The 25562-nt window shown below is 74.2% G+C and carries 22 protein-coding genes and 1 riboswitch; of the genes, 11 read left to right on the top strand and 11 right to left on the bottom strand.

The features are described from left to right. From moaA to AB0E62_RS25655, 3 genes are all read right to left on the bottom strand, one after another. Positions 1-870, bottom strand: an 870-nt coding sequence (gene moaA, locus AB0E62_RS25665; protein WP_362198235.1) for a GTP 3',8-cyclase MoaA, incomplete at its 3' end; no start/stop codon positions are given. A gap of 173 nt (positions 871-1043) precedes the next feature. After that, positions 1044-2669, bottom strand: a complete 1626-nt coding sequence (locus AB0E62_RS25660) for a cation acetate symporter (protein ID WP_362198232.1) — start codon at positions 2667-2669, stop codon at positions 1044-1046. Further along, positions 2666-3022 (bottom strand): DUF485 domain-containing protein, encoded by a 357-nt coding sequence (locus AB0E62_RS25655; RefSeq protein WP_362198230.1) that lies wholly within the window; start codon positions 3020-3022, stop codon positions 2666-2668. Before AB0E62_RS25655 ends, AB0E62_RS25660 begins: the two co-directional genes overlap by 4 nt. Positions 3023-3309: 287 nt before the next feature. On the opposite strand from AB0E62_RS25655, the gene AB0E62_RS25650 reads away from it, so the two are divergent. Both AB0E62_RS25650 and AB0E62_RS25645 read left to right on the top strand, forming a co-directional pair. Beyond that, complete coding sequence (locus tag AB0E62_RS25650; protein ID WP_362198227.1) at positions 3310-4833, top strand: S8 family serine peptidase; 1524 nt, start codon at positions 3310-3312, stop codon at positions 4831-4833. Between the two features lie 80 nt (positions 4834-4913). Next, positions 4914-6347 (top strand): CoA transferase, encoded by a 1434-nt coding sequence (locus AB0E62_RS25645; RefSeq protein WP_362198224.1) that lies wholly within the window; start codon positions 4914-4916, stop codon positions 6345-6347. 9 nt (positions 6348-6356) lie between these two features. Here AB0E62_RS25645 and AB0E62_RS25640 read toward each other — a convergent pair whose 3' ends face one another. Further along, positions 6357-7406 carry a zinc-dependent alcohol dehydrogenase family protein gene (locus tag AB0E62_RS25640; RefSeq protein ID WP_362198221.1) on the bottom strand — a complete coding sequence of 350 codons (1050 nt, stop codon included), beginning with the start codon at positions 7404-7406 and terminating at the stop codon, positions 6357-6359. Positions 7407-7512: 106 nt separating this feature from the next. Next, complete coding sequence (locus AB0E62_RS25635; RefSeq protein ID WP_362198218.1) at positions 7513-8223, bottom strand: VIT family protein; 711 nt, start codon at positions 8221-8223, stop codon at positions 7513-7515. A gap of 339 nt (positions 8224-8562) precedes the next feature. On the opposite strand from AB0E62_RS25635, the gene AB0E62_RS25630 reads away from it, so the two are divergent. The 5 genes from AB0E62_RS25630 (at position 8563) to AB0E62_RS25610 (ending at position 13992) form a co-directional block, all read left to right on the top strand. Continuing rightward, positions 8563-9546 (top strand): DEDDh family exonuclease, encoded by a 984-nt coding sequence (locus AB0E62_RS25630; protein WP_362198215.1) that lies wholly within the window; start codon positions 8563-8565, stop codon positions 9544-9546. 105 nt (positions 9547-9651) lie between these two features. Next, positions 9652-9885 carry a hypothetical protein gene (locus AB0E62_RS25625; protein ID WP_362198212.1) on the top strand — a complete coding sequence of 78 codons (234 nt, stop codon included), beginning with the start codon at positions 9652-9654 and terminating at the stop codon, positions 9883-9885. Positions 9886-9910: 25 nt separating this feature from the next. Next, positions 9911-10732 (top strand): SURF1 family protein, encoded by an 822-nt coding sequence (locus AB0E62_RS25620; protein ID WP_362198209.1) that lies wholly within the window; start codon positions 9911-9913, stop codon positions 10730-10732. Between the two features lie 715 nt (positions 10733-11447). Beyond that, a complete protein-coding gene (locus tag AB0E62_RS25615; RefSeq protein ID WP_362198206.1) occupies positions 11448-13232 on the top strand; it encodes a glycoside hydrolase family 15 protein in 1785 nt (594 codons plus the stop codon). A gap of 4 nt (positions 13233-13236) precedes the next feature. Beyond that, positions 13237-13992 carry an SDR family oxidoreductase gene (locus AB0E62_RS25610; RefSeq protein WP_362198203.1) on the top strand — a complete coding sequence of 252 codons (756 nt, stop codon included), beginning with the start codon at positions 13237-13239 and terminating at the stop codon, positions 13990-13992. Positions 13993-14082: 90 nt separating this feature from the next. On the opposite strand, the gene AB0E62_RS25605 is transcribed toward AB0E62_RS25610, so the two are convergent. The 3 genes from AB0E62_RS25605 to AB0E62_RS25595 form a co-directional block, all read right to left on the bottom strand. After that, positions 14083-14886, bottom strand: coding sequence for an enoyl-CoA hydratase/isomerase family protein (locus AB0E62_RS25605; protein WP_362198200.1), 804 nt, complete (start codon positions 14884-14886; stop codon positions 14083-14085). A gap of 117 nt (positions 14887-15003) precedes the next feature. After that, positions 15004-15225 carry a helix-turn-helix domain-containing protein gene (locus AB0E62_RS25600; protein WP_004002281.1) on the bottom strand — a complete coding sequence of 74 codons (222 nt, stop codon included), beginning with the start codon at positions 15223-15225 and terminating at the stop codon, positions 15004-15006. Positions 15226-15560: 335 nt separating this feature from the next. Further along, positions 15561-17159: an ABC-F family ATP-binding cassette domain-containing protein gene (locus AB0E62_RS25595; RefSeq protein WP_362198197.1), complete on the bottom strand. Its 1599-nt coding sequence runs from the start codon at positions 17157-17159 to the stop codon at positions 15561-15563. Positions 17160-17887: 728 nt separating this feature from the next. Here AB0E62_RS25595 and AB0E62_RS25590 point away from each other — a divergent pair. After that, the gene (locus AB0E62_RS25590; RefSeq protein WP_362198194.1) at positions 17888-18301 is read left to right on the top strand and encodes a VOC family protein; all 414 of its coding nucleotides are present in this window, start codon (positions 17888-17890) and stop codon (positions 18299-18301) included. 16 nt (positions 18302-18317) lie between these two features. Here AB0E62_RS25590 and AB0E62_RS25585 read toward each other — a convergent pair whose 3' ends face one another. The 3 genes from AB0E62_RS25585 to AB0E62_RS25575 form a co-directional block, all read right to left on the bottom strand. Then, complete coding sequence (locus AB0E62_RS25585) at positions 18318-19586, bottom strand: hypothetical protein (protein ID WP_362198191.1); 1269 nt, start codon at positions 19584-19586, stop codon at positions 18318-18320. Positions 19587-19931: 345 nt separating this feature from the next. After that, positions 19932-21059 carry an alpha/beta fold hydrolase gene (locus AB0E62_RS25580; RefSeq protein ID WP_362198188.1) on the bottom strand — a complete coding sequence of 376 codons (1128 nt, stop codon included), beginning with the start codon at positions 21057-21059 and terminating at the stop codon, positions 19932-19934. 795 nt (positions 21060-21854) lie between these two features. Beyond that, positions 21855-22511 (bottom strand): class II aldolase/adducin family protein, encoded by a 657-nt coding sequence (locus AB0E62_RS25575; RefSeq protein ID WP_362198250.1) that lies wholly within the window; start codon positions 22509-22511, stop codon positions 21855-21857. A gap of 256 nt (positions 22512-22767) precedes the next feature. On the opposite strand from AB0E62_RS25575, the gene AB0E62_RS25570 reads away from it, so the two are divergent. The 3 genes from AB0E62_RS25570 to AB0E62_RS25560 all read left to right on the top strand — a co-directional run bounded on the left by AB0E62_RS25570 (position 22768) and on the right by AB0E62_RS25560 (position 25238). Next, positions 22768-23505 carry a lysozyme gene (locus AB0E62_RS25570; protein ID WP_362198185.1) on the top strand — a complete coding sequence of 246 codons (738 nt, stop codon included), beginning with the start codon at positions 22768-22770 and terminating at the stop codon, positions 23503-23505. Positions 23506-23648: 143 nt separating this feature from the next. Continuing rightward, positions 23649-24977 (top strand): inorganic phosphate transporter, encoded by a 1329-nt coding sequence (locus AB0E62_RS25565; RefSeq protein ID WP_362198182.1) that lies wholly within the window; start codon positions 23649-23651, stop codon positions 24975-24977. A gap of 33 nt (positions 24978-25010) precedes the next feature. Beyond that, positions 25011-25238: a hypothetical protein gene (locus tag AB0E62_RS25560; RefSeq protein ID WP_362198179.1), complete on the top strand. Its 228-nt coding sequence runs from the start codon at positions 25011-25013 to the stop codon at positions 25236-25238. Positions 25239-25390: 152 nt separating this feature from the next. After that, positions 25391-25533: riboswitch (cobalamin riboswitch) on the top strand. The last annotated feature ends 29 nt before the right edge of the window (positions 25534-25562 follow it).

Here is a 25562-nt window from a genome sequence, read left to right as displayed (position 1 = left end):
GACGCCCGAGCGCAGGGCCGCGCGCAGGTCGGTCTCCTCGGTGGCGAACAGACAGGTGCGCACCTGGCCGTCGGCGGTGAGGCGGGTGCGGTCGCAGGCCGCGCAGAACGGGCGGGTGACGGAGGCGATCACGCCGACCCGGTGCGGGCCGCCGTCCACCAGCCAGCGCTCCGCGGGGGCCGAGCCGCGCGCGTCGGCGCCCTCGGGGGTGAGGTCGAAACGGGTGCGCAGGGAGGCGAGGATGTCCCCGGCGGTGACCATGCCCTCGCGCTTCCAGCCGTGCTGGGCGTCCAGCGGCATCTGCTCGATGAACCGGAGTTCGTAGTCGTGCTCGACCGCCCAGGCGAGCAGGTCCGGGGCCTCGTCGTCGTTCAGGCCCGGCATCAGGACCGAGTTGACCTTGACCGGGGTCAGCCCGGCCTCGCGGGCGGCGGCCAGGCCGTCCAGGACGTCCTGGTGGCGGTCGCGGCGGGTGAGGGTCTTGAAGACGTCCGGACGCAGGGTGTCCAGGGAGACGTTCACCCGGTCCAGGCCGGCCGCCTTCAGGGCGGTCGCGGTGCGGACCAGGCCGATGCCGTTGGTGGTCAGGGACATCCGGGGGCGCGGGGCGAGGGCCGCGACGCGCTCCACGATGCCGACCAGCCCCGGGCGCAGCAGGGGCTCGCCGCCGGTGAAGCGGACCTCCTCGATGCCGAGAGCGCCGACCGCGATGCCGATGAGGCGGACGATCTCGTCGTCCGTGAGCAGGTCGGGTTTGGCCAGCCAGCTCAGGCCCTCCTCGGGCATGCAGTAGGTGCAGCGCAGATTGCACCGGTCGGTCAGCGAGACCCGCAGGTCGGTGGCCACCCGGCCGTAGGTGTCGATGAGCACGTGGGCCCCTCCCTCTCCCGGTCACCCGATTCTGGGCCGCGGACGCCCCGTCCGTCACTTGCGAGCGTACGTGACCCCGCCGACATCGACAGCGGCCCGAACCCACCAGGAACGGCGCGACCGCGTCGTAGGACCGCACAGTCCCGCCCGACGCGGTCGTCCCGCGGGCCGTCTCAGTGGGCTCCGGTGCCGGTGAGGGACCGCACCTCCAGTTCCGCGTACTTCCCGGCGTCCGGGGCCTCCTTCGACAGCAGGGTGCCCACCACGCCGAGCAGGAAGCCGACCGGGATGGAGATGAGGCCGGGGTTCTCCAGCGGGAACCAGTGGAAGTCGACGTCGGGGAACATCGAGGTCGGCTTGCCGGAGACCACCGGGGAGAACAGCACCAGGCCGACCGCGGTGACCAGGCCGCCGTAGATCGACCACAGGGCGCCCGCGGTGGTGAACCGCTTCCAGAACAGGCTGTAGAGGATGGTCGGCAGGTTGGCGGAGGCGGCGACCGCGAAGGCGAGGGCGACCAGGCCGGCCACGTTCAGATCGCGGGCCAGGGCGCCGAGGACGATGGAGACCGCGCCGATGCCGACGGTCGCCCAGCGGGCCGCGCCGATCTCCTGCTGCTCGGTGGCCCGGCCCCTCTTGATGACGTTCGCGTAGATGTCGTGCGCGAACGAGGACGAGGAGGCCAGGGTCAGTCCGGCGACGACCGCGAGGATCGTGGCGAAGGCGACCGCGGAGATGGTGGCGAGCAGGACGGCTCCCCAGCTGGAGTCGACGCCGCCCAGGTGCAGCGCCAGCAGGGGGGCCGCCGTGTTGCCCGCCTTGTTGGAGGTGGTGATCTCGTCCGGTTTGATCAGCGCGGCCGCGCCGAAGCCGAGGGCGAGGGTCATCAGGTAGAAGACGCCGATCAGACCGATGGCCCACAGGACGGACTTGCGGGCGGCCTTGGCGGTGGGGACGGTGTAGAAGCGGATCAGGATGTGCGGCAGGCCGGCGGTACCGAGGACCAGGGCGATGCCGAGGGAGAGGAAGTCCAGCTTGGTGGTGCCGGTGGCGCCGTACTTCAGTCCGGGCTCCAGGAAGGCGCTGCCCTTGCCGCTGTTGTCGGCGGCCCTGCCGAGCAGTTCGGAGATGTTGAAGTCGAACTTCAGCAGGACGAGGAAGGTCAGCAGCACGGCGCCGGCGATGAGCAGCACCGCCTTGACCATCTGGACCCAGGTGGTGCCCTTCATGCCGCCGATGGTGACGTACACGATCATCAGCAGGCCGACCAGGGCGACGATGCCGATCTTGCCGCCGTCGCTGGTGATGCCGAGGAGCAGGGAGACCAGCACGCCGGCGCCCGCCATCTGGGCCAGCAGGTAGAAGATCGACACGACGATGGTGGAGGTGCCGGCCGCGGTGCGCACGGGGCGCTGGCGCATGCGGTAGGCCAGGACGTCGCCCATCGTGTAGCGGCCCGAGTTGCGCAGGGGTTCGGCGACCAGCAGGAGGGCGACGAGCCAGGCGACGAGGAAGCCGATGGAGTACAGGAAGCCGTCGTAGCCGAAGAGGGCGATGGCGCCGGCGATGCCGAGGAAGGACGCGGCGGACATGTAGTCGCCGGAGACGGCGAGGCCGTTCTGGAAGCCGGTGAACTGCCGTCCGCCGGCGTAGAAGTCGGCGGCGTCCTTGGTCTGCCGGCCCGCCCAGACGGTGATGACGAGGGTCGCGGCGACGAACACCGCGAACAGGGTGATGATCAGTGTCCGGTGCTCGCTCGCCTCGCCGGCGGCCAGCAGCGTGTGGGGTACGGCGTTCATGCTCCGCCCTCCATCCGGGACTTGATGGCCTCGGCCCGGGGGTCGAGCCGGGCGGCGGCGCGGCGGGCGTACCACCAGGCGATCAGGAACGTGGTGAGGAACTGGGCGAGGCCCAGGACGAGTGCGACGTTGACGTTGCCGGCCACGCGGGTGCCCATGAAGTCGCCCGCGTAGTTCGACAGCAGGACGTACAGCAGGTACCAGGCGGCGAAGGCGATGGTCAGGGGGAAGGCGAAGGAGCGGTGGGCGCGGCGCAGTTCACCGAACTCCGCGCTCTGCTGCACCTCGGTGAACTCCCCGGTGGAGGGAAGGCGGGCTGATGTCTTCGCGGGTGGCGGTGTCTCGGTAGCCACGGTGTCTCCTCGCGTCACGGACGTGCGCTGGCTGATCTCACAGGGACGGGATCACATTACAGCGCGTCACCATGCGGCTGCATCGGGTGAATCCCGTAGGGGTCCTGATCTTTTCGGACCTCCCGCCCACGGTCACGGCGGCGCCCGGGCAGCGGTTCAAGTCCGCCTGGCTCTTTCGGAGATCAGCGCCGGGAGATAGCTTCGGCCCAGCACCACCTCGTCATGTACCTGCCCGGACGGCCACCTGCGTTCCGGGCGGTTCCGTATCCGGATGATGTGGAGATCCCATGGCTCATCTGCGCTCCAGCCGCCGGCTGGCGCTCGCCGTACCGGCCGCGCTGTCGCTGACCGCCACGCTCGGCTTCCTGCCGTCGGCGGCCTCCGCGGCGGCCTCGACGGCCACGGCGGCCACGGCGGCGCGGGCGGTGGACGGCCCCACCCTGTCGTACGTGGTGAACACCAGGACGGACCGTTCCACCCTCGCGTCGGTGCGGCGGGCGATCACCCGCAACGGCGGTACGGTCGTGACGAGTTACGACCGGATCGGCGTGATCGTCGCACACTCCGCGAACCCCGGCTTCGCCCAGGCGGTCCGTGCCGTGCCCGGGGTCGCCTCGGCGGGTGCCACGCGCACCGCGCCGCTGCCCGCCCAGTCCACCACCGACGTGGGCACACCGAAGGCCCTGAGCGCGGCCGAGGCCGCCGGTGCCCGGGCCGCCGCCGGCCAGGACCCGCTGGAGCCGCTCCAGTGGGACCTGCCCGCCATCAAGGCGGACAAGGCGCACGAGAAGACCCTGGGCAGCCCGGACGTCACGGTCGCCGTCATCGACACGGGCGTCGACGACACCCACCCGGACATCGCGCCCAACTTCGACCGGGCGGCCTCCGTCAACTGCGTGTCGGGCAAGCCGGACACGACGGACGGCGCCTGGCGGCCGTCCGCGGCGGAGAGCCCGCACGGCACGCACGTGGCCGGTGAGATCGCGGCGGCCAGGAACGGCGTGGGGATGACGGGCGTGGCGCCGGGGGTGAAGGTCGCCGGCATCAAGGTGTCCAACCCTGACGGCTTCTTCTACGCCGAGGCCGTGGTCTGCGGCTTCGTGTGGGCGGCCGAGCACCACGTCGACGTGACCAACAACAGCTATTACACCGACCCCTGGTACTTCAACTGCACCACCGACCCCGACCAGAAGGCGCTCGTGGACGCCATCGGCCGGGCCACGCGCTACGCGGAGCGGAAGGGCACGGTCAACGTCGCGGCGGCGGGCAACGAGAAGTACGACCTCGCGTCCGACGCGATCACCGACAAGTCCTCGCCGAACGACAGCACCGCGTCGACCCGGGTGATCGACCCGCACGAGTGCTTCGACATACCGACCCAGCTGCCGGGTGTCGTCACGGTCGCGGCGACCGGCGCCAAGGGGCTGAAGTCGTCCTTCTCCAACTACGGCCTCGGAGTGGTGGACATCGCGGCGCCCGGCGGCGACAACTACCAGCCGCCGCAGGCCCCGGCCACCAGCGGCCTGATCCTGGGCCCGCTGCCGGGCGGCAAGTGGGGCTACATGGCCGGGACGTCCATGGCGACCCCGCATGTCGCCGGCGTGGCCGCGTTGATCAAGTCAACCCATCCGCACGCCCCGGCCGCGCTCGTGAAGGCGCTGCTGTACGCGGAGGCCACCGCGACGCCCTGCGCGGACCCGTACGACTACAACGGCGACGGCAAGGTGGACGCGGTCTGCGAGGGGACGAAGAACCGCAACGGCTTCTACGGCTGGGGGATCACGGACGCGCTGGCCGCCGTGACCAGGTAGGCGTCGCACGGACGGCCGCGCAGGCGTCCATGCCGGGTCCACGCCATGTATTGATTCAATCAATAATGCATAGTGCAGTCATGACTGCACTCGTGTACGCGTGGTCCGCGCTGGGCGGCGATCCCGCCCGGCTCTCCCGGCTCACCACCGTCCCGCGGGAGGGCGTGCTCACGGCGCGCCTTCCCGTGCGGGAACTGGCCCGGGCGTGCGTCGGCGCCTGCGGGCTGGCCGCGGCGGAGCTGGCGGCCCGCCGCACCGGGCTCCCCGAGGCCCCGGACGTCCGGGTCGACGACGGCGCGGTGGCGGCGGCCTTCCACAGCGAGCGGCTGCTGCGCATCGACGGCCGGGCCCCGGTCTCCTTCGCACCGCTGTCCCGGTTCTGGCGGACGGCCGACGGCTGGGTGCGCACCCACGCCAACTACCCGCACCACCGGGCCCGGCTGCTCGGCGCGCTGGGGCTGCCCGGGGACGCCCCGGCGGAGCGGGTGGCCGGACGGCTCGCCGGGTGCTCGGCCCTGGAGGTGGAGGAGGCCGTCGCCCGCGCGGGCGGTCTCGCCGTGGCCCTGCGCACGCCGGAGCAGTGGCGGGCCCACGCGCAGGCGGCCGAGGTCGCCGCCCGCCCGCTGGCCGAGCGCGAGCGGCTGGACGCGGCTCCCCCGCGGGTGTTCCCGGCGCTCGGGCCCGGAGCGCTCGGGCCCGGAGCCGCCGTCCTGCCCGCAGCCGGGCTGCGCGTCCTGGACCTGACCCGGGTCCTGGCGGGCCCCGTCGCCACCCGCACCCTCGCCCTGCTCGGCGCCGACGTGCTGCGCCTGGACGCCCCCTGGCTGCCGGAACTGCCGGACCAGCACGCCGACACGGGCTTCGGCAAGCGGTCCGCGACGCTGGACCTGGGCACCGGCCGGGACGTCTTCGACGACCTGCTGAGCACGGCGGACGTCGTGGTGACCGCTTACCGTCCGGGCGCCCTCGACCGGTACGGGCTCTCCCCGGAGGCGCTGAGTGCGCGCCGCCCCGGCCTGGTCGTGGCGCAGGTGTCGGCGTGGGGCGCGTACGGGCCGTGGCGCGAACGGCGCGGCTTCGACAGCCTGGTGCAGGCGGCCACCGGCATCGCGGTGACCGAGGGCACGGCCGGCGAGCCGGGCGCGCTGCCCGCGCAGGCCCTGGACCACGGCACCGGCTATCTGCTGGCGGCGGCCGTGCTGCGGGCGCTGACCGAGCAGTCGTACGACGGCGGGAGCCGGCTGGTGCGGCTCGCGCTGGCCCGGACCGCGCACTGGCTGACGTCCGGCATCCGCCCCGGACCGGCCGAGGACATCCGCCCGGGACCGGCCGGGCAGGAGCCGTACCCGGGCCCGGACGCCTGGCTGGCCGAGACCGGCGGCGCGCTGGGCCGGCTGCGGTACGCCCGCCCGGCCGTGTCCTTCACGGGCGGCCCCGCCGACTGGGCCCGGCCCCCGGTCCCGTGGGGCTCGGACCCGGCCCGCTGGGCCGCCGACCCGGTCACGCCCGGGTGACGCACGCCGTCACCGGTCGTTGGTGACCAGCACCTTCAGGGCCGTGCGTTCGTCCATCGCCCGGTAGCCGTCCGGTACGCCCTCGATGTCCACGGTCATGTCGAACACCGGGGACGGGTCGACCGTGCCGTCGAGGACGTCGGGCAGCAGGTCCGGGATGTAGGCGCGGACCGGGGCGACCCCGCCGCGCAGGGCGATGTTCCGGTCGAACAGCACGCCGAGGTCCAGGCCGGTGCCGCTGCCGTGGGGCACGCCCACGAAGCCGATGGCGCCGCCGTCCCGGGTGATGCCGACGGCCGTCCGCATGGACTGCTCGGTGCCGACCGCCTCCACGACGGCGTGCGCGCCCTGCCCCCGGGTCAGCTCGCGGACGGCCTCGACGGCGGCCTCCCCGCGCTCGGCGACGACGTCGGTGGCGCCGAACCGGCGCGCGATGTCGGTCCGTCCCCGGTGCCGGCCCAGGGCGATGATCCGCTCGGCGCCGAGCCGCCTGGCGGCCAGGACCGCGCACAGCCCGACCGCGCCGTCCCCGACGACGGCGACCGTGGCGCCGGGCCGGGCGCCCGCGCCGAGGGCGGCGTGGTGGCCGGTGCCGAGCACGTCGGACAGGGTCAGCAGGGCGGACAGCAGGCGGTCGTCGCCGGCGGCCTCCTTGGGCAGCCGGACGAGGGTGCCGTCGGCGAACGGCACGCGGACGGCCTCGCCCTGGCCTCCGTCGTAACCGACGGAGCCCCAGAAGCCGCCGTGCTCGCAGGAGGTGGTCAGGCCCTCGCGGCAGTAGTCGCAGACGCCGTCCGACCACATGAAGGGCGCGACCACCAGGTCACCGCGGCGGACGGTGGCCACCTCGGAGCCGGTCTCCTCCACGACGCCGAGGAACTCGTGGCCGATCCGCTGGCCCGGCTGCCGCGCCGCCTCGCCCCGGTAGGCCCACAGGTCGCTGCCGCAGATACAGGCGCGCAGCACCCGTACGACGGCGTCGGTGGGCAGCTGTGCCACGGGCTCGGGGACGTCCTCCACGCGCAGGTCGTAGGGGGCGTGGATGGTGGTGGCGCGCATGGCGGGGGTCCTTGTCGTGCGAGGCGGTGCGGCGCGCCCGCGGCGCGGCGGGCGCACCTCACCGTACGTCGCGCCCCCGGCGCCCCGCGCGGCCAGGGGTCCGCGCTCACACCCCGGCCGCCCCCAGCAGGCTGCCCGCCGCGTACGTCACCGCCATCGCCAGCGCCCCGCCGGCCGCGTTGCGCACCACCGCGCGCCCGGGCCGGGCCGCGCCGAGGCGCGCGCTGCTCCAGCCGGTGAGGACCAGGGCGGCGAGGACGCAGCACACGGTGACCGGGAGCCGGGCGCCGGCCGGGGGCAGCACGATGGCCAGCAGCGGCAGCAGCGCGCCGGCGGTGAAGGCCAGGAAGCTCGCCCAGGCCGCGTGCCAGGGGTTGGTCAGGTCGTCGGGGTCGATGCCCAGCTCCACGCGCGCGTGGGCCCGCAGGGCGTCCCGCGCGGTGAGCTGTTCGGCGGCCTCGCGGGCCACCTCGCGGGACAGGCCTCGCTGGGCCAGCAGCTCGGTCAGCTCCCGCAGTTCGGCCTCCGGCTGGTCGCGCAGCTCCCGTCGCTCCACGGCCAGTGCGGCCATCTCGGAGTCGCGCTGGGTGGACACGGAGACGTATTCGCCGGCCGCCATGGACATCGAGCCGGCGAGCAGGCCGGCCAGGCCGGCGGTGAGCAGCGCGGCGCGGCTCCCGGTGGCGCCGGCCACGCCGACGACCAGGCCGGCGGTGGAGACGATGCCGTCGTTCGCGCCCAGCACGGCGGCCCGCAGCCAGTTCAGCCGGGAGCCGAGCGCGCCGCCGTGGGCCTCGTCGTGGGTGGGTTCCGTCACAGCAGGGAGGATCCCACCGGCGGGACCCCGCCCACCGCACCGACGCTCCCACCGCCCCGCTCGGCCGGTGCGCCGTACTGCCCCTGTCGGCCGGCTGAAGGTCCGTCACCCGACAACGGGGCATTCCTTCAAGGGGGTTGCCGGGACGTGGCGAGCGGGGGCGGGCACGCCGACCGGACAGACGGCGACGCCGGTCCGCCTGCGGCTTCCTCTCGCCCGGACGCCGGGCGTCGCGCGGCACGCGTGTCCGTGCGGTGTCCGAGCGGACGGACGGGCCCGGAACGCGGCGGCGGACCTGGGGGACCGCGTTGTCAGTGGCGGCCCGTATCCTCAGTGACCATGCTCGAAGACCGTGCGACCGCAGCGCCCTCCGCCACCTCGTGGCCGGCCGCGTATCCGAAGGGATACGCGGTCGTTGACGTGGAGACCACCGGACTGGCCCGGGACGACCGGATCATCTCGGCGGCCGTCTACCGGCTGGACGCGCGCGGCGAGGTCGAGGACCACTGGTACACGCTGGTCAACCCGGAGCGCGATCCGGGCCCCGTGTGGATACACGGACTGACGAGCGAGCTGCTCGCCGGCGCGCCGCTCTTCGCGGACGTCGCCGAGGAGTTCGCGGCCCGGCTGGACGGCCGGGTGCTGGTCGCGCACAACGCCGTCTTCGACTGGCAGATGATCGCGCGGGAGTACGCGCGCGTGCGGCGCGAGGCGCCGGTGCGGCAACGGCTGTGCACCATCGCGCTGTCGAAGGAGCTGGGGCTGCCGCTGCCCAACTTCAAGCTGGAGTCGCTGGCGGCGCACTTCGGGGTGGTGCAGCAGCGGGCACACCACGCGCTGGACGACGCGCGGGTGCTGGCGGAGGCGTTCCGGCCCAGCCTGCGGGCCGCGGCGGCGGGCGGCGTACGGCTGCCGCTGCTGGAGTGCCGGCCGCTGACGGAGTGGTCGGACCGGCCGGTGCCCCGGCAGGCGACGGGCGGCTACGGCGGCTACCGGGCGGGCAGTTGGCGCCCCTCCCGCAAAAGGCCCGCATGCCCCTATCCCAACCCAGGCCGCTATGAAGACGGCAAAAGGCTCAAACAGGGCATGCGGGTCGCCTTCTCGGGTGACACGTCGACGGAGCGGGAACTGCTGGAGGACCGCGCCACGGAAGCCGGGCTGCATGTGGCCGGCAGCATTTCCCGGCTGACCAGCCTGCTGGTGACCAACGACCCCGACTCGGGCACGTCCAAGACGGTCAAGGCCCGGCAGTACGGCACGCCGATCGTGGACGAGGCGGCGTTCGGGCAGCTGCTGCGGGACGTGGAGCCCGCCGACGGGTAGCCCGGCCGGCGCCGCGTGCGGTTCATCGTACGAACGGGTGATTGCCCCACGACTCACCCGGCGCCGGCTCGCCGGGGGGATCGGCGACGGCTCACCCTGTGGCGCATGGCGACATGCGAAGTTTGCGGCAATGACTACGGAATGACCTTCGAGGTGCACGCGCAGGGGGCCATCCACGTCTTCGACTGCTTCTCCTGCGCGATCCACCGCATGGCCCCGATCTGCGAGCACTGCCGGGTGCAGATCATCGGCCAGGGCGTGGAGGTCGAGGGCCACTGGTTCTGCGGCGCGCACTGCGCCCGCGCCGAGGGGAGGATCGGCGTCGTCGACCGGGTCTGACCCGGTACCCGCCTGAACGCACCCCATGGCGCGGAGGTACCGTCGTGGGGTGCACCGCTACCGCTTCCTGCTGTCCCGCCAGTGGGTGATCCTCACGCTCGTCGCGATCGCGCTGATCCCTACGATGATCCGGCTGGGCTTCTGGCAGCAGCACCGTTACGAGCAGCGCACGGCCCGCAACGACCTGGTCTCCGCCGCGCTGCACGCCGACCCGGTTCCGGTGGAGCGGCTGACCTCCCCCGGGCACACGGTGACCCGTGCCGAGAAGTACCGCACGGTCACCGCGACCGGCACCTTCGACACCGCGAAGGAGGTCGTGGTCCGCCGCCGTACCAGCTCCGACGGCGAGGTCGGCTTCCACGTCCTCACCCCCCTCGTCCTCGACGACGGCAAGGTGCTGCTCGTCAACCGGGGCTGGATCCCCGCCAACGGGGCGCAGACCGACTTCCCGAAGGTGCCCGCGCCGCCGGCCGGGCGAACCACCGTCACCGGACGGCTGATGGCCGACGAGACGACCGCCGCGAGCGGCATCAAGAACGTCAAGGGCCTGCCCGACCGGCAGATCATGCTGATCAACAGCGCGGAGGAGGCACGGCGGCTGGGCGCGCGGGTGCTCGGCGGCTACATCCAGCAGACCGCGCCCCGGGCGAAGGACGGCACCCCGGAGCAGATCTCCGACCCGGGCAGCGAGGACGCTCCGCTGAACTACGCGTACATGATCCAGTGGTGGCTGTTCGCGGCGGCCGTCCCGGTCGGCTGGTGGTTCCTGGTCCGGCGCGAGCTACGGGACCGGGAGGAGGCGGCGACGCGGCAGCGGACCGAGGAAACCGAACCGACCCCGGTCTGACCCCCGGCTCGCGCCCGCCCCGTCGCCGGGCCTCCGTTTCCCGCCCCCGGACTGCCGCCCCCGCGCTCCCGTCCCTGACCGCCGGCCGGCATGCGCCCCGCCCCGGCCGCCGCCCCGACGACGCCTGACACCAGCCCCGCCCGGCACCCGCACACCGCACCCCCGAACCCGGCCGCCGCTCCAGCACACGCCCCGCCAGACCGACGACCGACACGCATCCGTCCCGGCCAACGCCCCACCACGACCCCGGCCGCCGCTCCGGCGACAACTCACACCAGCCCCGCCCGGCACCCGCACACCGCACCCCCGACCCCGGCAGCCGCTCCGGCGACAACTCACACCAGCCCCGCCCAGCGCCCACGCACCGCCCCCAACCCCGGCCGCCCACCGGCACACGCCCCGCCAGACCGACGGCCCAGCGGCGCCCCGGCCAGGTGACGGTTGACGTCCGTCCCGGCTCGGCCGACTCACGCCCCGCCAGGCCGACAGCCGACATCCAGCCTCCTCCCCCCCACACACACGAACCCGCTCCTCCGCGACCGGCAGCCGACCCGCGCCCGTCCCGGCCGACGCCCACCGGGACCCGGGGCCCCGCCTTCGGCCCACTGTCCACTTCGCCCACGGCCGTCTCCGGTTCGTTCGTCACCGCCGGCCCCGCTCACTCCCCCGGCGGACCGCCTGGTTGGCCCCCTGGCCGGGCGGGAAACCGCATCCCGTGAACGCGCGCATCGAGGACTACGCCCTCATCGGGGACGAGCAGACCGCGGCCCTGGTCGGCAAGGACGGCTCGATCGACTGGCTGTGCCTGCCGCGCTTCGACTCCGGCGCCTGCTTCGCCCGGCTGCTGGGCGACGACGACCACGGCTTCTGGCGGATCGCACCCGAAGGCGCGGACGTCTGCGCCCGCCGCGCCTACCGGCCCGACACCCTCGTCCTGGACACCGAGTGGGAGACGGCGGACGGCGCGGTGCGCGTCACCGACCTGATGCCGCAGCGCGAGCGCGCCCCGGACGTCGTACGGATCGTGGAGGGGGTCCGCGGCCGGGTCACCGTCCGCAGCACGCTGCGGCTGCGCTTCGACTACGGCTCGATCACGCCGTGGGTGCGCCGCGCGGACGGTCACCGGGTGGCCGTCGCCGGGCCGGACTCCGCCTGGCTGCGCACCGAGCCGGCCGTCCGCACCTGGGGCGAGGCGTACGGCACCCACGCGGAGTTCACCGTCGCGGAGGGCGAGCGGGTCGCGTTCGTGCTCACCTGGCACCCCTCGCACGAGAGACGCCCGCCGCTGATCGACCCGTACGAGGCGCTGGAGAGCAGCGTCGCCGACTGGCGGGCCTGGGCCGGACGGTGCCGGTACGACGGGCCGTACCGGGACGCGGTGGTGCGCTCGCTCATCACCCTGAAGGCCCTCACCTACGCCCCGACCGGCGGGATCGTCGCCGCGGCGACCACCTCGCTGCCCGAGCAGCCGGGCGGCGTGCGCAACTGGGACTACCGCTACTGCTGGCTGCGGGACTCCACCCTCACCCTCGGCGCGCTGCTCGCCGCGGGCTACCAGGAGGAGGCCGAGGCGTGGCGGGACTGGCTGCTGCGCGCGGTCGCCGGCAACCCGGCCGATCTGCAGATCATGTACGGCGTGGCGGGCGAGCGGCGGCTGCCGGAGACGGAGCTGCCGTGGCTGCCCGGCTTCGCCGATTCCGCCCCCGTGCGCGTCGGCAACGGCGCCGTCGACCAGCTCCAGCTGGACGTGTACGGCGAGGTGATGGACTCGCTCTCGCTGGCCCGTTCCTCGGGCCTGTCCACCAAGCCGCACATGTGGGCCATGCAGCGCTCACTGATGAGGTTCCTGGAATCGGCGTGGCGGCAGCCGGACGAGGGGCTGTGGGAGGTGCGCGGCGGCCGGCGGCAGTTCGTGCACTCCAAGGTGATGGTGTGGGTGGCCGCCGACCGGGCCGTCCGGACGCTGGAGCGGTACCAGGAGCTGAGCGGCGACCTGGAGGGCTGGCGCCGGCTGCGCGACGAGGTCCACCGGGAGGTGTGCGAGAAGGGGTTCGACCGGGACCGCAACACCTTCACCCAGTACTACGGCTCCCGGGAACTGGACGCCGCGCTGCTGCTGATCCCGCGCGTGGGCTTCCTGCCGCCGGACGACCCCCGGGTGGTCGGCACGGTGGACGCGATCCGCGCCGAGCTGGGGCACGGCGGCTTCCTGCGCCGTTACGACACCGAGGACTCGGTGATCGACGGGCTGCCGGGCGGCGAGGGCGTCTTCCTCGCCTGTTCCTTCTGGCTGGCCGACGCGCTGCACCTGACCGGCCGCACCGAGGAGGCCCGCGAGCTGTTCGACCGGCTGGCGGGCCTGTGCAGCGACGTGGGCCTGCTGGCCGAGGAGTACGACCCCGTGGACGGCTGTCAGCTGGGCAACTTCCCGCAGGCGTTCAGCCATGTCGGTCTGGTGAACACCGCGCTCACGCTGTTCGGGCGGGAGGGGGCAGGATAGGGCCATGGATCTTGGACTGAAGGACCGGGTGTACGTCGTCACCGGAGCCACCCGGGGACTGGGCAACGCCACCGCGCGGGAACTCGTCGCGGACGGGGCGAAGGTGGTCGTCAGCGGCCGGGACGGCGAGCGGGTCGCCGAGGCCGCCGCCGCGCTGGGCCCGAACGCGGTGGGCGTGGCCGTGGACAACGCCGACCCGGACGCTCCCGAACGACTGATCACGGCGGCCCGGGAGAACTTCGGCGGCTTCCACGGGGTGCTGGTGAGCGTGGGCGGGCCGGCGCCCGGGTTCGTCGCCGACAACACCGACGAGCAGTGGCGGGACGCGTTCGAGTCGGTCTTCCTCGGCGCGGTCCGGCTGGCCCGCGCGGCGGCGGCCGAGCTGCCGGAGGGCGGGGTCATCGGGTTCGTGCTCTCCGGGTCGGTGCACGAGCCGATCCCGGGGCTGACGGTGTCCAACGGGCTGCGGCCGGGGCTGGCCGGGTTCGCCAAGTCGATCGCCGACGAGCTGGGGCCGCGCGGGATCCGGGTGGTGGGGCTGCTGCCGGGCCGGATCGACACCGATCGCGTGCGCGAGCTGGACGGGCGGTCCGCCGACCCCGAGGCCACCCGGACCGCGAACGCGTCACGGATCCCGCTGCGCCGCTACGGGCAGCCGGACGAGTTCGGCCGGACCGCCGCGTTCCTGCTGTCCCCGGCCGCGTCGTACCTGACCGGGATCATGGTCCCCGTCGACGGCGGCATGCGGCACGGATTCTGACGCGCCGCTCCCCCGGCGGAACCGCCTGACCGTGGCCAGGGCCCGCCGCCCCTGGCCGCGGTCACGGTCACTGTCACGGGGACGCGGTGCTCATTCGCCGAGGCCGGCCAGGTCGCGCAGGCGGCGGGCCTGGGCGGCGCGCTCGGCCGCACGCTGCTCCTCGTAGGTGCGGTCGAGGGCGCCGCGCAGCAGCGCCTTGGTCTCCACCACGGCATCGCGCGGCGCGGCCAGCAGCGCCGCCGCCAGGTCCCGTACCGTCGCGTCCAGGTCGGCCGCGGGCACGGCGAGGTTGGCCAGCCCGCTCGCCACCGCCTCCTCGGCCCCGACGAACCGCCCGGTCACGCAGATCTCCAGCGCGCGGGCGTATCCGACGAGGCCGACCAGCGGGTGGGTGCCGGTCAGGTCGGGGACGAGGCCGAGGCTGGTCTCGCGCATGGCGAACTGGACGTCGTCGGCGACGACCCTGAGGTCGCAGCCGAGCGCGAGCTGGAAGCCGGCCCCGATGGCATGGCCCTGGACGGCGGCGATGGACACGATGTCGGTCCGTCGCCACCAGGTGAACGCCTCCTGGTATTCGGCAATGATCGCGTCGATCCCGGCATCGTCATGGCGCGCGAGGTCGACGAAGGTCGGCTCGCCCGGGATCCCCTCCGGGGTGAACATGCGACGGTCCAGCCCGGCGGAGAACGACTGTCCCTCGCCGCGCAGCACGACCACCCGGACGGTGCCCGGCAGCAGCCGCCCGGCCTCGGCGAGCGCCCGCCACAGGGCGGGAGTCTGCGCGTTGCGCTTGGCCGGGTTGGTCAGCGTCACCGTGGCGAGGGCGTCCTCGACGGTGAGCCGTACGCCGTCCTTGTCGAGTGCGGGAGCGAGGTCCTGGTCGGGCGAAGCCATGGGGTGCCTCCGATGGGTGCGGTCAGCGAAGCTGAGCTAAGTGACTGCACAGTAACCACCCGGCCGGTCGGTCCGCCGACCGGGTGGCCACCATCGAAGCCGATGGGCCGCCCGGAGTCAGGACGAAGCGGCCTTCTTACCCCGGGTCGCTCCGCCACGCCCACGGAGCGTGACGCCCGACTCGCTGAGCATCCGGTGCACGAAGCCATACGAGCGGCCGGTCTCCTCGGCCAGCGCCCGGATGCTCGCACCGGAGTCGTACTTCTTCTTCAGGTCTGCCGCGAGCTTGTCGCGCGCGGCGCCGGTCACCCGGCTGCCCTTCTTCAGAGTCTCGGCCACCCGTGCCTCCTCATGGGAAGTGCGCTCTGGTCTCCTCATGATCACCCCTCCCGGGCGTGATGGCCACCCATTCGGCAAGGTCGGTGAGACATCGTTGTGACGACAGGAGGCGGTCCCCACAAACGGAAGGGGAAATTCCAGCGGGCGGGACAGCTGCGCCCCTACGGGTGGATTCGCGAAGTACCAGGTCAGGAACGCCGAACGGCCGGCCCCCCGGCTACCGGGGGGCCGGCCGTGAAATCCGTGTATGACACACCCCGATACGAGGAGATCTCACACAGATGAGGGATCACGGATGGGCCGAATGATCCATGCGCGGGGATCCGGCCCGTCGATCACGCGAGGGCGACCAGGTCCGCGTAGTCGGAGCCCCACAGGTCCTCGACGCCGTCCGGCAGCAGGATGATCCGCTCGGGCTGGAGCGCCTCGACGGCGCCCTCGTCGTGGGTGACGAGGACGACCGCGCCCTTGTAGGTGCGCAGGGCGCCGAGGATCTCCTCACGGCTGGCCGGGTCCAGGTTGTTCGTCGGCTCGTCCAGGAGCAGCACGTTCGCCGAGGAGACGACGAGGGTGGCGAGGGCGAGCCGGGTCTTCTCGCCGCCGGAGAGGACCCCGGCCGGCTTGTCGACGTCGTCACCGGAGAACAGGAACGAGCCGAGCACCTTGCGGACCTCGACCAGGTCCATGTCGGGGGCGGCCGAGCGCATGTTCTCCAGGACGGTGCGGTCGGGGTCCAGGGTCTCGTGCTCCTGGGCGTAGTAGCCCAGCTTGAGACCGTGGCCCGGGACGACCCGGCCGGTGTCGGGCTGCTCCACGCCGCCGAGCAGACGCAGCAGGGTGGTCTTGCCTGCGCCGTTGAGGCCCAGGATGACGACCCTGGAGCCCTTGTCGATGGCGAGGTCGACGTCGGTGAAGATCTCCAGCGAGCCGTACGACTTCGACAGGCCCTCGGCCATCAGCGGGGTCTTGCCGCAGGGGGCGGGCTCCGGGAAGCGGAGCTTGGCGACCTTGTCGGACTGGCGGACCGCCTCCAGGCCGGAGAGCAGCTTGTCCGCGCGGCGGGCCATGTTCTGCGCGGCGACCGTCTTGGTGGCCTTGGCGCGCATCTTGTCGGCCTGCGAATGCAGGGCGGCGGCCTTCTTCTCGGCGTTGGCGCGCTCGCGCTTGCGGCGCTTCTCGTCGGCCTCGCGCTGCTGCTGGTAGAGCTTCCAGCCCATGTTGTAGATGTCGATCTGGGCGCGGTTGGCGTCCAGGTAGAACACCTTGTTCACGACCGTCTCGACGAGGTCGACGTCGTGGGAGATGACGATGAAACCGCCGCGGTAGGTCTTCAGGTAGTCCCGCAGCCAGATGATCGAGTCCGCGTCGAGGTGGTTGGTGGGCTCGTCCAGCAGCAGGGTGTCGGCGTCGGAGAACAGGATCCGGGCCAGCTCGATACGGCGGCGCTGACCGCCGGAGAGCGTGTGCAGCGGCTGGCCGAGCACCCGGTCGGGCAGGTTCAGCGCGGCGGCGATGGTGGCGGCCTCCGCCTCGGCGGCGTACCCGCCCTTGGTGAGGAACTCCGTCTCCTGGCGCTCGTACTGCTTCAGGGCCTTCTCGCGGGTGGAGCCCTTGCCGGTGGCGATGCGCTCCTCGTTCTCGCGCATCTTGCGGATCAGCACGTCCAGGCCGCGCGCGGACAGGATGCGGTCGCGGGCGAGGACGTCGAGGTCGCCGGTACGGGGGTCCTGCGGGAGGTAGCCGACCTCGCCGGAGCGGGTGATCGTGCCGGCGGCCGGAATGCCCTGGCCGGCCAGGCACTTGGTGAGGGTGGTCTTGCCTGCGCCGTTGCGGCCCACGAGGCCGATGCGGTCGCCCTTGGCGACACGGAAGGTGGCGTTCTCGATGAGGACGCGCGCACCGGCGCGCAGCTCGATACCGGAGGCGGAGATCACGGACAGACTCCAGGGCGTACAGGGATTGGCGGGTGGGCGGCTGAGGACGTTCCCGCCGTCTAATGCGCGAGGAGAATGGCCATGAGGCCAGTCTAACGGGGCGGTGCAAGCGGTTTTCCCGCGTCCGCTGCGCGGGGCACGGGGCGGACGGGCGGTGCCCCGGCGGGGTGCGCTGCCCCAGGGAGGTACGAACGCGAGCCGGGCGGGCCGTGGCCCGGCGGGATGCGGTGCGGGAGGGCGCCCTGTCCCGGCGGGGCGCGGGGCAACAGCCCGCTCCGGCCCAGGGACGTACGGGCCGGACGGGCCCTGGCCCGGCTCGGCGCCCGACGGGAGCGGCCCCCTGAGCGGCGGGTACGCAGCAGCAGCGCGCCCCTGTCCAGGGACGATCAGGAGGGCCGGGCGAGCCGTGGTCCGGTCCAGGGACGATCAGGAGGGCCGGGCGAGCCGTGGTCCGGCAGGGTGCCCCGGACAGGAGCGCGCCCTGACCGGCGGGTACGGGGCAGCAACCCGCCCCGGCCCAGGGACGTACGAGCCGGACGGGAGCGTGCGCTGGTCCATGGGCGGTCAGGGGGCGCGTCGGTCCGGGTGTGGGGTGTGGGGCGCTTGGCCGGGTGACGAACGGGGCGGATGTGTCGGTTTCGGGTGTCGTGCGTGATGGGAAGCGAAGACGCGTGCGGTGCGACGACCGCCGAAGTACGGGCGGACCGGTGGGCGAGGGAGTGGTCGGCATGGCGGGCACGGGCGGCGGACGGCCGGGCATCTGCCCCACGCTGCTGTACGCGGACGCGAAGGCGGCGATCAGGCAGCTCACCGAGGGCCTGGGCTTCACCGAGCTGTCGGTGTACGAGACGGCGGACGGCACGGTCCTGCACGCCGAGCTGGCTCAGGCCGGCGGGGTGGTGATGATCGGCTCGTCGGGCCGCGGCGGCCCCCTCGACACCGCCCTGGAACACGCGGGCCCCGCCGCCGTGTACGTCGTGGTGGACGACGTGGACGCCCACCACGAACGGGCCGCGGCGCACGGGGTGGAGATCGTGATGCCCCCGGCGGACCAGGACTACGGCGCGCGGGAGTACCTGGCCCGGGACGCCGGGGGGAACCTGTGGAGCTTCGGGACGTACGCCCCGGAGACCGGGGTCTGAGCCGCCCCGGCCCCGCTCAGCCCCCGGTGTGCACCTGGAACGCGGCCCGGCGCACGGCCTTGGCCAGGGCCGGGTCCGGGTGCGCGGCGGCGAGCGCGACCAGCACCTGCACGGTGCGCGGGTGGCCGACGGCGCGGACCTCTTCGAGCAGCTGGGGCACGGTGGGCTGCACCGCGGACTCCAGGTGCCTCACCAGCATCGGCGCCTCACCGTGGTCGGCGACGGCGGCGGCGGTGTCCACCCACAGCCAGGTGGCCTCCTCCCGGGTGAGCACCTCGTGGGCGTCCTCCGGGTCGACACCGTCGTGCTCGGCGAGCCACAGCAGGGCGTACGGCCGCAGCGCCGGCTCGTCCACCACGGCCCGTACGTCGGGCTCGGCCGGCGCGCCGACGACGCGCAGCGCCTCGAAGGCCAGGCCGCGCAGCAGCGCGTCGTCGCCGCGGGCGGCGTCGATCAGCTCGGTGACGGCACCGCCGACGGGGCGGGCGGCGAGCCAGGCGCGGTACTCGGCACGGGCCGCGTTGGGGCGCAGCTGGGCACAGCCGCGCAGCATGTCCTCGGCGGACTGCTCGATGTTGCCGGCGGGGCTCTGCGCGGCCACGCAGATCTGTTCCAGCTTGACCCACACCGCCCAGCTGCCCAGCGGGGTGAGGGTGGCCTGGCCGCCGCCGTAGGTGAGGGCGCCGACCGAGGCGAGGGCCCGCAGCGCCCAGTCGAGCAGCGGGGCGAGCGCGGCGTCGGCGGCGGGTGCGGCGGCCGCCGGGGCCGGGGATCCGGCGGGCCGTCCGGTGCCGGGTTCGTAGGCGACCTCGCAGCGTTCGGTGCGCAGCTCGGTGACCCGCTGCTGGAGCAGGTCGAGCAGCTGCTCGACCGGGACCGGGCCGGCCGACAGCTGGAGGAAGGAGAGCACCTGGGGCATGGCGGAGACGACCTCGGCGACGGCGGCCGGCTCGTGCCCCTCGGGTTCCGGGGAGGCGAGCGACCAGGCGTCGAAGAGGGCGACCCAGCCGCGCAGGACGGCACTGTCGTCGCGGTCCCAGGCGCGCAGCCGCCAGCCGGGCCGGGCGCTGTCGCCGTGCACCTCGACGAGTCCGGCGAGGCGGGCGGTGTCCCAGTCGGCCCGGACCTGGGCGGCGCTCAGGCCGAGGTCGGCGGCGGCGCGTTCGGCGGTGGCGTCGGAGAGGGTGGCCTTGCCGTCGGCGGTGGCACCGTGCCGGCCGGGGCCGAGCGCGGCGTCGGCCCAGCGGGCGACGCGGACCGCGCCGGCCAGACCGGTACGGGCCATTCCGGCCAGTTCGGCGGGGGCGGGCGTACCCTCGGGCGGCCTGGGCGCGGCGCGGCGGGGGCGCCGCTGGTTCACAGCTCTGGGGGCGGCGGCCAGGGGCCGAGGTCGGACGAGTCGGAGCCTGGAGTCGCGCGGGATACGGGACGTCACGGGTGCAGTCTTCCGGTTGACGGTCCGAAAACCCAAACGGAATGTCACGGCGGGCTACGGGGCTGGCCAACGCACGGGGGCCGCAACGGGCGTGGTGGACGGGATCGAGCCAGTCGTACGGCCGTGGCCGGACCGGTGCCACGGCCGTAACCGGAATGTCCGCCACCGGCGTGCGCGGGTCCGGACGCCGGGGGGTCACAGCAGCGGGGTGAGGAACCTGCGCAACCGTTCCTCGTACTCCTCGGGGTCCGCGTTCCACATGGCCGCGTGCGGGGCGTCCGGGACGGGGTGCAGGGTGACCAGCTCGGGCCGGCGCCGGGCGAGCCGGCGGGAGTGCTCCCAGGGGGCGACCCGGTCGCCCGGGCCGTGGACGAGCAGCGTGGGCACGTCGAGCCGGTCGTCGCCGGCGGGCCCGGCGAGTCCGTCGGGGTGCAGTCCGGCCCGGCCCTGCGCGGCCCGCACCGCGAGCGGTAGCAGCGGTTCGGGGGTGTGCCGGGCCCGGGCCAGCGCGCGGAGCGTGGCCTGCCAGCTGAGGACCGGGGAGTCGAGGATCAGCCCGGCGACGCGGTCGCGGACCTGGGAGTGCTCGGCGGCGCGCAGGGCCATGGTGGCGCCGGTGGACCAGCCGAGGAGGACGACCCGGCGGGCGCCGTGCCGGACGGCGTGGCGGATCGCCGCCTCCACGTCCCGCCACTCCGTCTCGCCGAGGTGGTTCAGCCGGTCCGGCGGACGGGGGGCGCCGGGGTCGCCGCGGTAGGCGAGGGCGAGGACGGGCAGCCGGCGGGCGTGCAGGAAGCCCATCAGGTTGAGGGCGTGCTCCCGGGTGGTGCCGAGGCCGTGTACGGCGATCACCCAGGTGTCCCGGTCGCCGGGGACGAACCAGGCGGGCAGGGAGCCGAGTTCGCCGGGCACCTCGACGTCGGTGTGGTCCAGGCCAAGGGCGGTGCGGGGGTTGCCGACGTACAGGTTAGGGGTCAGCCAGGCCGCGTCGCCGGCCGTGAGGGTGCCGTGGGTGACGCGTTCCAGGCGCCGTACGACGGCGTCGGCGGAGTGCGGGGTGTCCTCCAGGACGGGGCCGACGACCGCGTGCGAGCCGTCGCCGGCCAGGCCGTAGACGCCGGGGCGCAGGGTGGCCAGGTCGCGGGTGAGCGTGATCCGGCCGGCGGCGGCGTCGTGCACGGTGAGCCGCGGCTCGGTGGGCAGCGGGCGGCCCGCGGGCGCCTTCAGCGCGGCGGCGCTGGCGAGCCGGCCGGCGACCACGGAAGCCGTGCCGGCGGCCAGGACGGCGGTGACCGCACTGGCGGTCGCTGAGACGGTACGCACGGTTCCAGTGTCACGGGGGCGGCGCACGGCGGCCAGCGGAGGAGCGGGGTGGGGTGAGGAGGGCGGGACGGGAGAGGGGCGGGGCGCGGGCCTCCGGAGGGCCGGGCGCTGCGGCGCGCTCCGGACGCCGCCGCGCCAGGGCCAGGCCCCGGCGTACCAGGGCGGGGCGCCCTCGCGGTGCGCCGGGGCGGGCCGGGCCGCGAGAGCCCGGCCGAGCACGGCGGGCAGGGCCGGAGAGGAACGGGGCGCGGAGCCCGGGCGGGACGGGCGCGGAGGCCGGACACCGGCGAGCCACGACCGGGTATCCCCGGGGCGCGCCGGGACGGGCCAGGCCGCGAGAGCCCGGCCGAGCACGGCGGGCAGGGCCGGAGAGGAGCGGGGCGCGGAGCCCGGGCGGGACGGGCGCGGAGGCCGGACACCGGCGAGCCACGACCGGGCACCCTCGGGGCGCGCCGGGACGGGCCAGGCCGCGAGAGCCCGGCCGAGCACGGCGGGCAGGGCCGGAGAGGAGCGGGGCGCGGAGCCCGGGCGGGACGGGCGCGGAGGCCGGACACCGGCGAGCCACGACCGGGCATCCCCGGGGCGCGCCGGGACGGGCCGGGCCGTGCGGGCGCGGTGGAGTGAGGTGAGCGGGGCGGGCCGGGGGCCTGCGGGGTGCGGAGCCGGCCGGATCCGGCGGAGCAGTGCCAGTGCGGCCGGCACGGCTCGGTCGTACGCGGCGCGCAGGGCCGGCAGGGCTCCGTGGAGCGGGGTCGGGCGGGCGCGGTCGGGCGGGCTGGTGTTCGGCAAAAGGGGTCACCTCCGTTGGCCGTACCCCTTCAAGCGTTCCCCGGCCTCCGCCAGTTGTGCCTCGGTGAGCAGGGACGGGCTCAGGCCCGGCACCGAGGACGCCGTCAGCCACAGCCGGCACATCCACTCGAGCTGGGCGGTGCGGTCGTAGGCCTGGTCGAGGCCGGCGCCGTAGGTGACCGTGCCGTGGTTCCGCAGCAGGCAGCCGGAGCGGCCGGCGAGGGCGCGGAGCATGTTCCCGGCCAGCTCGTCGGTGCCGTAGGCGGCGTAGGGGGCGACCCGTACGGGTCCGCCGAGGGCGGCGGCCATGTAGTGGACCAGCGGCAGCTCGGTGACGAGCGTGGAGACCGCGGTGGCGTGCACGGCGTGGGTGTGGACGACCGCGCGGGCGTCGGTGGTGCGGTAGACGGCGAGGTGCATGGGCAGCTCGCTGGTCGGTACGAGCGCGCCGAGCACCTGGCGGCCGGTGAGGTCGACGCCGGTGACGTCGTCGGGGGTGAGCCGGTCGTAGGGGACTCCGGACGGGGTGACCAGCACGAGGTCGCCGAGGCGGGCGGAGACGTTGCCGGAGGTGCCGACCACCAGCCCGTCGGCGACGGTCCGCCGGGCCGTGGCGACCAGCTCCGCCCAGAGCCGCCGCACGTCCTCCCCCGCCTGGGGCATCCCACCGTCTCCGTCGCGTCGCGGTTCAGCCATGCGGTGATCCTGCCACCGGGCGGGCGGGGCGGGGAGCGGGCGGGCCCGGTGTTTCCGGACCGGAAACCGTGCGCTAAATGGGCGGATTCAGGGGTGAAACGCCTGAAATCGCCCTCGATTCCGTGAGCGGCGGACCTTGAATGACTGCTTCCTGCCCGCCCCACGGCCGCCGCCGCCCCCGAGGCCCGGCGCGCCCGTCGTCCGCCACCCCCGGGGGAGTCGCATGGCCCGTGTACCCACCCTTGCCCGCCGCCGCGCGAGCGTCCTCGCGGCGGCCGTGTCGGCGGTCCTCGCCCTCACCGGTCCCGCGACCGCCGCGGCCAAGCCGCCCAAGGGCCACGACGTGTCGTCGCACCAGCGGAAGGTGAACTGGCCGGACGCGCGGAAGAAGGGCGCGCGGTTCGTCTACGTCAAGGCGACCGAGTCCACCGGCTACCGCAACCCCTACTTCGCCGGCCAGTACTCCGGCGCCCGCAAGGCGGGGCTGATCCGGGGCGCGTACCACTTCGCCCTCCCGGACCGGTCCTCCGGCGCCAAGCAGGCCGCCCACTTCGCGCGGCACAACGGCGGCTGGCGGGCGGACGGCTGGACGCTGCCGCCGGCGCTCGACATCGAGTACAACCCGTACAACGCGAAGCGCAAGTGCTACGGGCTGAGCAAGAAGGGCATGGTCGCCTGGATCCGTTCGTTCAGCGACGAGACCCGGCGCCGGACGGGCCGCCGCCCCGTGATCTACACGACGACCCAGTGGTGGAAGCTGTGCACCGGCAACAGCCGCGCCTTCTCCAAGGACCACCCGCTGTGGATCGCCCGGCACGGCACCGCCCGGCCGGGGGCGCTGCCCGGCGGCTGGCGGTACTGGACGTTCTGGCAGTACCGCGTGAAGGGCGCGCTGCCGGGTGACCAGGATCTCTTCAACGGCACCCTGGACCGGCTGCGGATCTTCGCGCGGGCCCGGTAGCCAAGGGGCGCCCGGCACGCCGGGGCGGAACCAGACGCGGGCATGGCGTTACCGACACCACCATGCCCGTCTCAGTTCATCTTCCGTTCACTCAGGTTGCCTACGTTCATCCAGCCAACGACCTCGAACGATTGCCTGGGTAAATGGAAAGCTTCTCGCTGATCCTCGCGATTGTGGTGGTAACCGCACTCGCGTTCGATTTCACGAACGGTTTCCACGACACCGCGAACGCGATGGCCACCACCATCTCCACAGGCGCCCTGAAGCCCAAGATCGCGGTGACCATGTCCGCCGCCCTCAATCTTGTGGGCGCCTTCCTCTCCGTGGAGGTCGCGAACACGATCTCCAAGGGTCTCGTCGACGAGACCGGCATCCGTCCCGAGGTCATCTTCGCCGCCCTGGTCGGCGCGATCCTCTGGAACCTGCTGACGTGGCTGGTGGGCCTGCCCTCCAGTTCCTCGCACGCGCTGATGGGCGGCCTGGTCGGCGCCACCGTCGCCTCCGCCGGCTTCGACGCCGTCCACGGCGGCGTCCTGGTCACCAAGGTGCTGCTGCCGGCCGTCGCCGCGCCGGTCGTGGCGGGCCTCGCCGCGTTCCTGGCCACCCGGCTCTCCTACGGCGTCGGCGGCACCGGCGACAACGACTCCACGCGCAAGGGCTACCGCGTCGGCCAGATCGCCTCCGCCGGCCTCGTCTCCCTCGCGCACGGCACCAACGACGCCCAGAAGACGATGGGCATCATCACCCTCGCGCTGATCGCGGGCGGCTCCCTCGCCCCCGGCTCCAACCCTCCCACCTGGGTGATCCTCTCCGCCGGCCTGGCCATCGCGCTCGGCACCTACATCGGCGGCTGGCGCATCATCCGCACCATGGGCAAGGGCCTGACCGACCTGGAGCCGCGCCAGGGCTTCGCCGCCCAGACCGGCGCCGCGACCGCCATCCTGGCCTCCTCCCACCTCGGCTTCTCCCTCTCCACCACCCATGTCGTCTCCGGCTCGGTGATGGGCGCGGGCCTCGGCCGCAAGGGCGGCGTGGTCCGCTGGTCCACCGCGACCCGCATGGCCGTCGCCTGGGTGCTCACCCTGCCGGCCGCCGCCCTGGTCGGCGCGGGTGCCGAGGCCGTCACCGGCCTCGGTGACGGGGGCACCGCCGCCGTCGCCGTCTTCCTGGTCGCCGCGAGCGCCGCGATCTGGAAGATCTCCCGCCGCGAGGTCGTCGACCACACCAACGTGGTCGAGGAGACCGGCGAGCCGGCCGGTGTCGTCACGGCCGCCATCGCCGCGGTGGCCCCGCCGCCCGCCGGGCCGGTCGCCGACGGCCTGACGGTCCCGGCCGCCGGGGAACTGACGACCGCCGGCCTGACGACCGCCGATCTGACAACCGCCGGTCTGACAACCGCCGGTCTGACGGCCACGATCCCCGCCCCGGCCGCCGAACCGGCCCCCGCCGCCCCGCCGGCCGCCACGGTCTGACCCGCCCGCACGGTTACTGAAGGAAGCATCCCCATGAAGATCGACTGGGCGGCCCTCGGCTCCGTTCTGGGTGTCAGCGTCGCGTTCACGGTGGGCCTGGTGGCCCTGTTCACCCTCGGCATCAACGGGCTGTCCCGCCGCGAGCGGGCCACGGCCCAGGGCGGCTCCGCCGCGCTCGCCGTCACCGGCGCGTACGTCTGCTTCGCGGCCTGCGCGGCGGCCGTGGCCTACGGCATCTACCTGATCGTGGGCAAGGGCTGACCGCCCGCCCCTGACCGCCCGCCCCTGATCCCCGCCCACGCCCCGCGGCCGGCCCACCAGCCCGGCCGCGGGGCGGACGCGTGTCCGCCCGGTGCCCCGGCGATGTGGGCCTCAGCACAGTCGGGCACCCCAGGTCAAAGGCAAGTTGACGGCCCTTCCGGACACGTGGTGGACTGCCCGGGCCATGTACGGCGGCAGCAGAGGAAGCCGGTGCGAATCCGGCGCGGTCCCGCCACTGTCACCGGGGAAGAACCCCCGGGAGCCAGGAACTCTCGCCGCCGGAATCCGTCGAACCAGGGCGTGGACACCCTGAGTGAGGACATG

It is taken from the genome of Streptomyces sp. NPDC038707 (assembly GCF_040636485.1).
Taxonomy (GTDB): domain Bacteria; phylum Actinomycetota; class Actinomycetes; order Streptomycetales; family Streptomycetaceae; genus Streptomyces.
Note: the sequence above shows the minus strand (reverse complement) of the source record. Positions and strands in the feature narration are given on the sequence as shown.